Origin of the sequence: Rhodoferax sp., from assembly GCF_028689305.1 — a bacterium.
Taxonomy (GTDB): domain Bacteria; phylum Pseudomonadota; class Gammaproteobacteria; order Burkholderiales; family Burkholderiaceae_C; genus Rhodoferax.
The window spans coordinates 1-8,477 of sequence record NZ_JAQTWM010000120.1 but is presented as its reverse complement, the minus strand read 5'-3'; the positions used below and the strand labels follow the sequence as shown (position 1 = coordinate 8,477).

General features: G+C 58.8%; 6 protein-coding genes and 1 pseudogene. 5 read left to right on the top strand and 2 right to left on the bottom strand.

Annotated features, from left to right (window positions below):
* The 3 genes and pseudogenes from PHW99_RS17055 to ylqF form a co-directional block, all read left to right on the top strand.
* Positions 1-110 (top strand): annotated as a pseudogene (locus PHW99_RS17055) (aminoacyl-tRNA hydrolase); the annotation flags it as partial.
* Positions 111-132: 22 nt separating this feature from the next.
* Complete coding sequence (locus PHW99_RS17050) at positions 133-2,046, top strand: YhgE/Pip domain-containing protein (protein WP_300180415.1); 1,914 nt, start codon at positions 133-135, stop codon at positions 2,044-2,046.
* A gap of 3 nt (positions 2,047-2,049) precedes the next feature.
* Positions 2,050-3,018, top strand: coding sequence for a ribosome biogenesis GTPase YlqF (gene ylqF, locus PHW99_RS17045; RefSeq protein ID WP_300180412.1), 969 nt, complete (start codon positions 2,050-2,052; stop codon positions 3,016-3,018).
* Positions 3,019-3,376: 358 nt separating this feature from the next.
* Here the strand turns inward: ylqF and PHW99_RS17040 are convergent, their stop codons facing one another.
* Positions 3,377-3,700 (bottom strand): hypothetical protein, encoded by a 324-nt coding sequence (locus PHW99_RS17040; RefSeq protein WP_300180409.1) that lies wholly within the window; start codon positions 3,698-3,700, stop codon positions 3,377-3,379.
* 24 nt (positions 3,701-3,724) lie between these two features.
* Positions 3,725-4,297, bottom strand: a complete 573-nt coding sequence (locus PHW99_RS17035; protein WP_300180406.1) for a hypothetical protein — start codon at positions 4,295-4,297, stop codon at positions 3,725-3,727.
* A gap of 420 nt (positions 4,298-4,717) precedes the next feature.
* Here PHW99_RS17035 and PHW99_RS17030 point away from each other — a divergent pair, with 420 nt between their 5' ends.
* Positions 4,718-7,357, top strand: a complete 2,640-nt coding sequence (locus PHW99_RS17030; protein WP_300180404.1) for a response regulator — start codon at positions 4,718-4,720, stop codon at positions 7,355-7,357.
* On the top strand, positions 7,248-8,450 hold the full coding sequence (locus PHW99_RS17025) for a two-component system response regulator (protein WP_366913616.1): 1,203 nt from the start codon (positions 7,248-7,250) through the stop codon (positions 8,448-8,450). The genes PHW99_RS17030 and PHW99_RS17025 overlap by 110 nt, the downstream gene beginning before the upstream one ends.
* Positions 8,451-8,477: the final 27 nt, after the last annotated feature.

Here is an 8,477-nt window from a genome sequence, read left to right as displayed (position 1 = left end):
ACCGCAAGCCAACCCGGCCGACGCGGGCCTCGCGCCAGCGCCTGCGTGAGGCCAAGCTGCAGCGTTCAGGCATCAAGGCCCTGCGTGGCAAGGTTGTGCATGAGGTCTGAGCTGACACACCACCACACGGTCATGTGGGACATTGTCCGCATGGAAGGGCGCTTTTTTTGGCGTTACCCGCGTCTGCTGCTGGCAGCCGCCGTGGTGGCGCTGATTCCGGCTTTGTATGTGCTGATCTATCTGGCCAGCGTGTGGGACCCGGCGGCGAAAACCGGAGATCTGCCGGTGGCGATTGTGAATCTCGATCGTGGCCTGGAATACCGCCAGCAGGCTTTCAACGTCGGGCGCGATCTGGCGGCGCGCCTCAAACTCAAGCCGACTTTTGGTTATGTGGACTACACCGACGAGTCGACCGCCCGCCAGCAGGTCCGCCAGGGGGCGCTGGCGTTTGCGCTGATTGTGCCGGCTGATTTCAGTTCCAACGCGGTGCCGGGTGCCCAGGCCGGTGCAGGCAAGCTGGTGATCTTCACCTCCGAGGGCAACAGTTACCCGAGTGCCACGCTGGCCAAACGGTTTGCCGAGGACCTGGGGCGCGAAGTCAACCAGAGCTTGAACGAGCAGCGCTGGGCATTGGTGCTGGCCGACGCTGACGGGTCGCAGCGCAGCATCCAGCGATTGCACGAAGGTCTGCTGCAACTGCGCCAAGGCGCCAAGGAACTGGCCACCGGGGCGCAAATGGCCGCGCGGGGGGCCGACACCCTGTCGGGGGGTGCCACGCGGGTGGAGCAGGGGGTGGATCAGTTGGCCAGCGGTGCGCGTGAACTGGGTAGCGGGCTGCGCACCATGTTTGACAAGCGGCCACGCAACTCTGATCTGCGGCGGCTCGAAGAAGGTGCGCAGGCCCTGCTGACTGGTCAGGAAGAATTCGGGCGCGGCCTGGTCCAACTGCAGCAAGGTGCCCAGCGCCTGCAGTCCGGTGTCAACGGCTTTCGGGAGGAGGCGGACGGCAGTGTGTTTGTGGCTACGCGGATCAAGGAAGGGCTGGATCAGCTGGGTGAGGGCACCAGCACGCTGGAAAGTGGTCTGCGCAACGCCGGTGTCGCTCAGCAAAAACTGACCGAAGGGGCGACCCAGCTCCACACCGGCGTCAGCAGCCTGACCACTGGCCTGCGCAGCTTGAATAGCGGTTTGCGCAGCATGGTGACCCAGTTGCCTGACGACGCCCGGCTCGATGAGCTGACGCGCAGTTCTGCCAGCCTGAGCGGTGGTGCCCTGGCGCTCAAAGGGGGCACGCAGAAAGTCACGCAGGGGGCCCAGCATCTGGCCGGTGGGCTGGATCTGCTGGAAGGCGCCTTGCCGGCCTCCGTGAAAAAAATCGAGGGCAACGCGCAAGGCCTGGCCACCTCGGTGCAGCCGACCATCGAAGTGGACGCCCCGGTGCAGAACAATGGCAGCGGCTTTGCCCCCAACATCATTCCTGGCGCCCTGTGGCTGGGTGCCAGTCTGGCTGCGTTCCTGATCCATATGCGGACACTGGCGCGCACGGCGGCCAAGGCTTCTGCCTGGGCCAAAATGGCCGGGAAAATGGTCATTCCGTCGGGCATCGTCTTGTTGCAGGCCTTGCTGGTCTGGGTGGTCGTGGTGTGGTTGTTGAATGTGCGTGCGGTCCAAGTCGGGGCTCTGGCGCTGACGCTGTGTGCAGCGGCAATCACCTTTTTGTTGATCGTGTTTGCGCTGACCCGGGCGTTGGGAGATGCCGGCAAGGCCCTGGCGCTGGTGTTCCTGGCAGTGCAGCTGTCCTCTTCGGGGGGCATCTTGCCGGTGGAACTCAGCGGTGGCCTGTTTGCGCAGATCAGCCCCTATTTGCCGATCACCTGGGTGGTCAGGGCACTCAAGGCGACGCTGTTTGGCGCCTTTGAGGGCGACTGGCAGCACCCGCTGCAACTGCTGGCCCTGGCGGGGGTGGTGTCGGCTTGTCTGGCCTGTTTTGTCGGACGTTGGCGTTATGTCCGGCCCTCGGCCTTGCGGCCTGCACTGGATTTATAAAACATGGCAATGATCCAATGGTTTCCCGGCCACATGCATCTGACGCAAAAGGCCATTGCCGAGCGCATCAAGGCCATCGACGTGGTGATTGAACTGCTGGACGCGCGGCTGCCCGGTTCAAGCGCCAACCCGATGCTGGCCAAGCTGACAGAGGGCAAGCCCGCACTCAAGGTGTTGAACAAGCAGGATCTGGCCGACCCGCAGCGTACCGCCTTGTGGCTGGCGCATTACAACGCCTTGCCCGGCACCCGCGCCCTGCCGCTGGACGCCAGCATGACGGCACCAGCCAAGGCGCTGGTGGCGGCCTGCCATGAACTCGCCCCCAACCGCGGAGGCATGGCCAAACCGATGCGGGTGCTGATATGCGGCATTCCCAATGTGGGCAAATCGACCCTGATCAACACGCTGGCCGGCAAACGCGCCGCCAAAACCGGCGATGAAGCCGGCGTCACCAAGCTGGAGCAACGCATTGCCGTGGCGCCGGATTTTTATCTGTACGACACCCCTGGCGTGTTGTGGCCGCGCATCATCGTGGCCAAGAGTGGTTACAACCTGGCAGCCAGCGGCGCGGTCGGGCGCAACGCGTTTGACGAGCAGGAGGTGGCGCTGGAACTGCTGGACTACCTGCGCCAGCATTACCCGGCTTTGCTGGAGGTGCGTTACAAGCTGGCAGGTGTTGCTGCCCTGAGCGACGAACAATTGCTCGAAGCCATTGGCCGCCAGCGCGGCGCCTTGCAGGGTGGCAAACAGGTCAACTGGCAGAAAGCGGCTGAAATTGTGATTCATGACTTCCGCTCGGGCGTGCTGGGACGCATGACGCTGGAAACCCCGGAAGAATTCGCCCAGTGGCTGGCGGAGGGCCAGACACTCGACGCGCAACGGCAGCTGAAAAAAGACGCGATTGAACTGGACCGCAAAATCCGCTTCAAGCAGATTGCCCGGCCCGGCTCGCGTCAAAACAACCAAGAGTGATCTGGTGCGTTTCTCTTCATCGACAGATCAGCCCGCGCTGGAACTCCCACGCTGAAGCCTCTGTGCTTCTTGCGGAACGCTGATCAGCGCCACACACAGGTGGTCTTTACCCAGGCGGATCTCACCCGCCAAGACGAATACCTCCTTGCCTTCGGGAGCCTCTGTTGCCTATTTGAAGATAGGCAAAGCTTGAAACCTCGACGTCTACCGGCTTGAGAGGTTTGTGGCACGGGTAGTCACCAGAACTGTCCATAAAGTTTGAGCATGACATGGTCGCCTCTGTCCGCCTGCGGTGGCGGTGTCATGCCAAGCTGGACCAGCGTTCATTCTTTTGCCAAGCGGGATGTAATATGCGAGATCAGACTTGCATGATCACGGGGGACAGGGAATGAGAAGAACTTTTGGCACCAGCCTTGTTGTTCGCACCAGCGGCCTGATTCTGCTGTCCCTGGCGGTTTTTGCTTTCGGAAGTTACCGGCTGATTGTTCGCCCCACCGTCAACGGTCTGGCATATGCGGAAATGGGCCTTGTTTCCCAGCAGGTGGAGGCCCGAATCCAGCGGTTGTTTGAATCCGTGGAAGTGACCCTTCGCAGTAGTTGGGGCTGGGGTATGAACGGTGATCTGGACCACAAGCAGTTGGCGCGTTTCAACGAATTCTTTTTTCCCATCATCAGCAGTCATAACGAAATATCCTCAGTGAATTTTTCACATGAGTCCGGCCGCGAAATCCTGCTGCTTCACACGGATGATGGCAAGTGGATCAATCGTTTGAGCAATCCAGCCGAGTGGGGCCGTCAAACCTACTGGTTGACCTGGAGCGCTGACCGTGTTCTGGAAAAAAGCGAAATGCGCGAGCTGGACTATGACACACGCCAGCGCCCCTGGTTTCAAGGTGCGATGGCGCTGGCCAGGGACGACGCGGTTTACTGGACCGAACCGTATATATTTTTTACGACCAGGGAGCCTGGTGTTACTGCGTCCATGCGCTGGACCGGCAAGGACGGCAGCCGCTACGTGATCGGGCACGACGTCAAATTGCTTGACCTGTCCCGCTTCACTGCCGGCTTGCAGCTTGGAAGCCGGGGTGTTGCGACCCTGATGACCGATACTGGCGCACTGCTTGCGCTGCCCCACGCACCGGAACTTACCAGTGACGAGCAGTTGAAAGCGGCGGTTCTGAAAACCGCTTCGGAAGTGGGTTTGACCGGGGTTGCAGTCGGTTATGCCAACTGGAGTGCGCAGGGGCGTCCAAAGGCGGATATCACGGTTTTTGAGCATGAAAAGGAAAGCTGGTTCAGCTTGTTCCAGGCCACCACAATGGGGCAACGTCAGGTCTGGCTGGCAGTGTTTGCACCGGAAAGTGAATTTGTGCCCGGGCGTTCCGGTGACTTTTTGTTGTTGTTGCTGATCACGGCCCTGTCGTTGGCGGCTGGCTCTCTGGTAGCAGTTCAGGTGGCCAGGCGGTTTGCCAGACCTCTGGAGGAACTCACCCAGGAAAGTGAGCGTATTGGCCGTATGGATTTGGCGGCCCCGGTAGCGCAGGGGCCATTGACTGCACCATGGCGTGAGGTGGCGCAGCTAGCCCAGGCGCAGGAAACCATGCGCCAGCGTCTGCTGGCTTCCAGCACTTCACAGGAACAAGCCAACGAACAACTTGAAGCCAAGGTACAGGAGCGTACCCGTACGCTGGCACACCAAGTGGCCTTCATCGAGGCTTTGCTTGACATCATTCCCAACCCGATCTTTTACAAAGGCGCTGATTCGAGGTTTATCGGGTGCAATCAGGCTTATGAGGCCACCTTTGGTATCAGTCGCCAGCAATTTATTGGTAAGCGAGTGTCTGATCTGGCCTATCTTCCTGAGCAAGATCGGCTGGCCTACCAGAAAGAGGACGAGGACGTGATTCGTGACTGCAGTCGGGTGTCACGGGATGAATCCTTTCATTTTGCCGACGGACAAATGCACGATGCACTTTATTCAGTAACGGGTTTTCGCAGTGCTGACGGGGCGCCTGGCGGTCTGATCGGCATGATTGTCGATGTTACCGGTCTCAAGTCTGCCGAGCGTGCTGCGCGTGAGGCCCGAGCTCAGGCCGAAGCAGCGTCATCAGCCAAGGCAGAGTTTCTTGCCAATATGAGCCATGAAATCCGTACCCCGATGAATGCCGTGATCGGCATGACCCAACTGGCACTGCAGACCGAGCTCACCGCGCGTCAGCGCAACTACCTGAACAAGGTGCATTCGGCGGCCAATGGTTTGCTGGCCCTGATCAATGATATTCTGGACTTTTCCAAAATCGAAGCGGGTAAGCTCAACGTCGAGAGCATCACTTTCAAACTGGAAAATGTACTCGGCCAAGTGGCGGATCTGGCTGCCATCAGCGCTCGAAACAAGGGGCTTGAGCTGCTGCTGAATGTGGCCAGTGACGTACCTGACGATTTGATGGGTGATCCTTTGCGTCTGGGGCAGGTACTGACCAATTTGATCAGCAACGCAGTGAAGTTCACGGAACAGGGGGAAATCACTCTGTCTGTTTCTTGTGTGGCAAGGCAGGATGCTGAAACCATGCTTCGCTTCGAGGTTTGTGACACTGGCATCGGCTTGTCTGAAGAAGCCATGGTACGAATATTTGACGCGTTTTCCCAGGCCGACAGCTCCACCACAAGACGTTTTGGTGGCACGGGTCTGGGCTTGAGTATCAGTAAACGCATTGTTGAACTCATGGGTGGGGAAATAGGCGTTTCCAGCCAACCGGGGGAGGGAAGTTGTTTCCATTTCACGGCTGTTTTCGGATTGGCAGATAACCCCACCCCGCCAACTCAGGCGCCGCGTTATCTGTTGGATATTCGTGGCATGTCGATTCTGGTGGTTGATGACAACGCTGCGGCGCGTGAAGTGTTCGTGCAGATGTTGACCTCACTGGGTTTTGTGGCGTTAGCCGTTGCCAGCGGAGCAGCGGCGCTGACCGAGCTCGGTCGGGCAGAGCAGGCGGGCAGTCCCTACCAATTGATGTTGATTGACTGGAAAATGCCCATTTTGGATGGGGTTGAGACTCTGCGAAAGGTACACCTCGAATTCGGCGATCATCGCCCTTTGTGCCTTCTTGCCACGGCGCACGACCGGGACAATCTTGCCATGGCGCTGGGAACGACGCCGGTGGATGGCCTTCTGGACAAACCCGCCACCGCGTCGACGCTGCTGGATGCCATTGTCACCGCTTGCCACCGGCAACCCTTGCGGATCGATGCTGACCACCTGATTCCACCGCGCTATGAACTCGCCAACATCAGGGCCGTCCTGGAAGGCAAACGTGTGCTGCTGGTGGAAGACAACGAGACCAACCAGGAACTGGCGGTCGAGTTGCTGCAGAACGTAGGTATCAGGCCGGATGTAGCCGCCAATGGCAGCGAGGCGCTGGACAGGGTTTTGTGCGGGGACTATGCACTGATTTTCATGGATTGCCAGATGCCGGTCATGGATGGTCTGGAAGCCACTCGTCTGATCCGTCAGGATGAGCGATTCGCGCAAACGGTCATTGTTGCCATGACAGCCAACGCGCTGGCCGGTGAGCGCGAAAAGTGTCTTCAGGCCGGCATGAATGACTACCTGGCCAAGCCTGTTGATATCCACGCCTTTTATGCCACCCTGACGCGTTGGTTGGCTCCTGGTCAGGTGTTTCCAACTCTCCTCAGCGTGCCTTTGCCTACTGAAGATGTCCAGGCGGTAGCAGCTAACGAGGCCAGTCCCTTCAAGGTTCTTGACAAAGAAACGGCGCTGCAGCGTATGGGGGGTGATCAGGCGCTTTATCAGCGACTGTTTAGCCGATTTTGTGACCGCGAGGCTGATGCCCCACAGCGCCTGCGACAGGCACTGGAGGGCGGCGACCAAGAGGAAGCCCATCGCATCGTTCACAACTTGAAAGGGCTTGCTGCCAATATCGGTGCAGACCAGTTGGCGGCAGCAAGCCGTCACCTGGAATACCACCTGGACGCAATGAAACCAGAGTTGCACGAGGCTCTGGCCAGTTGGGAGCGTTGCTTGAACGATATTCTGTCCATGCCGGGCAGGGCCGCGCAGCCAAGCGCAGGCGATGCATCGCCAAATGCCTCGGCCATTGACCATCTGGCGCTTGAGTCGCTGATGCGTCGCCTGTCGGCGGAGCTTCAAAACGACGATGCCAAGGCCAGTCGAAATGCTGCGGAGTTGTCCCGACTCCTGGCTGGTCACCATGGCGCGGATATGGCGCGTACCGTGGCCCGTCATGCAGCACAATATCATTACGACGCAGCCATTCAGGACCTGGGAATCCTGGCCAAACAACTGGATATCAGTCTGTGAAATTTGGATCTACCTGAGGAGCACCCCCATGTCCGATTTGCGCCAACGTCAGACGATTTTGATTGCCGATGATGTTCCTGAGAACATAGAGCTCCTGGTGGTCATTTTGGATGAGAGTTATGACATCAAGGTCGCGTCCAATGGTGAGAAAGCCATCAAAATTGTCTACTCCGAAGAACCGCCTGATCTGATCCTGCTCGATGTGATGATGCCTGGCTTGAGCGGTCACGAGGTCTGCAGACGGCTCAAGGCCAATCCTGACCGACGCAAGATCCCGGTTATCTTCGTGACTGCTATGAGCGCGGTGGAAGATGAACGGTTGGGCCTGGAAATTGGTGCGGTGGACTACATCACCAAACCATTCAGCCCGCCGGTTGTCAAAGCGCGGGTGCACACCCATTTGGCCCTCTACGATCAGTCTCGTGAGCTCGAACGCATGGTGGATCAGCGAACCAGGGACCTGCTGGTGTCGCGCCAGCAAATCATTCGCCGACTCGGCCGGGCGGCAGAATTCAAGGACAATGAAACGGGTAACCATGTGATTCGCATGGCGCATTATTCCCAGTTGATTGCCGATGCGATTGGCCTGGGTTCGTCAGCCCAGGATGTCTTGCTGCAAACAGCGCCGATGCACGACATTGGCAAGATCGGCATACCCGACAGCGTGCTGCTCAAACCCGGCAAGCTTGATGCTGCCGAGTGGACGCTGATGAAGCAGCATCCCCTGATGGGGGCCGACATTATTGGAACCCATGACGATGAATTGCTCAGAACCGCACGCCAGATTGCGCTCACCCATCATGAACGCTGGGATGGTTCGGGTTATCCTGGTGGACTCAAGGGGGACGCTATTCCCCTGGTGGGACGCATTGTCGCCGTGGCGGACGTCTTTGACGCCCTCATTTCGGTTCGTCCGTACAAAGCGGCTTTTTCAACCGAGGACGCTGTCAAGTACATGACCAGCGAAAAAGGCCGTCATTTTGATCCCGCATTGATTCCAGCCTTTGAGAAAGTGTTGCCAGACATTCTCAGGGTGAAAGACACCTTTGCCGATGAACTTGGTGCTCAGACTGATGTGGAACTCATTTCCTAGGCAGCACTGATTGTTCATCCCTGGTTA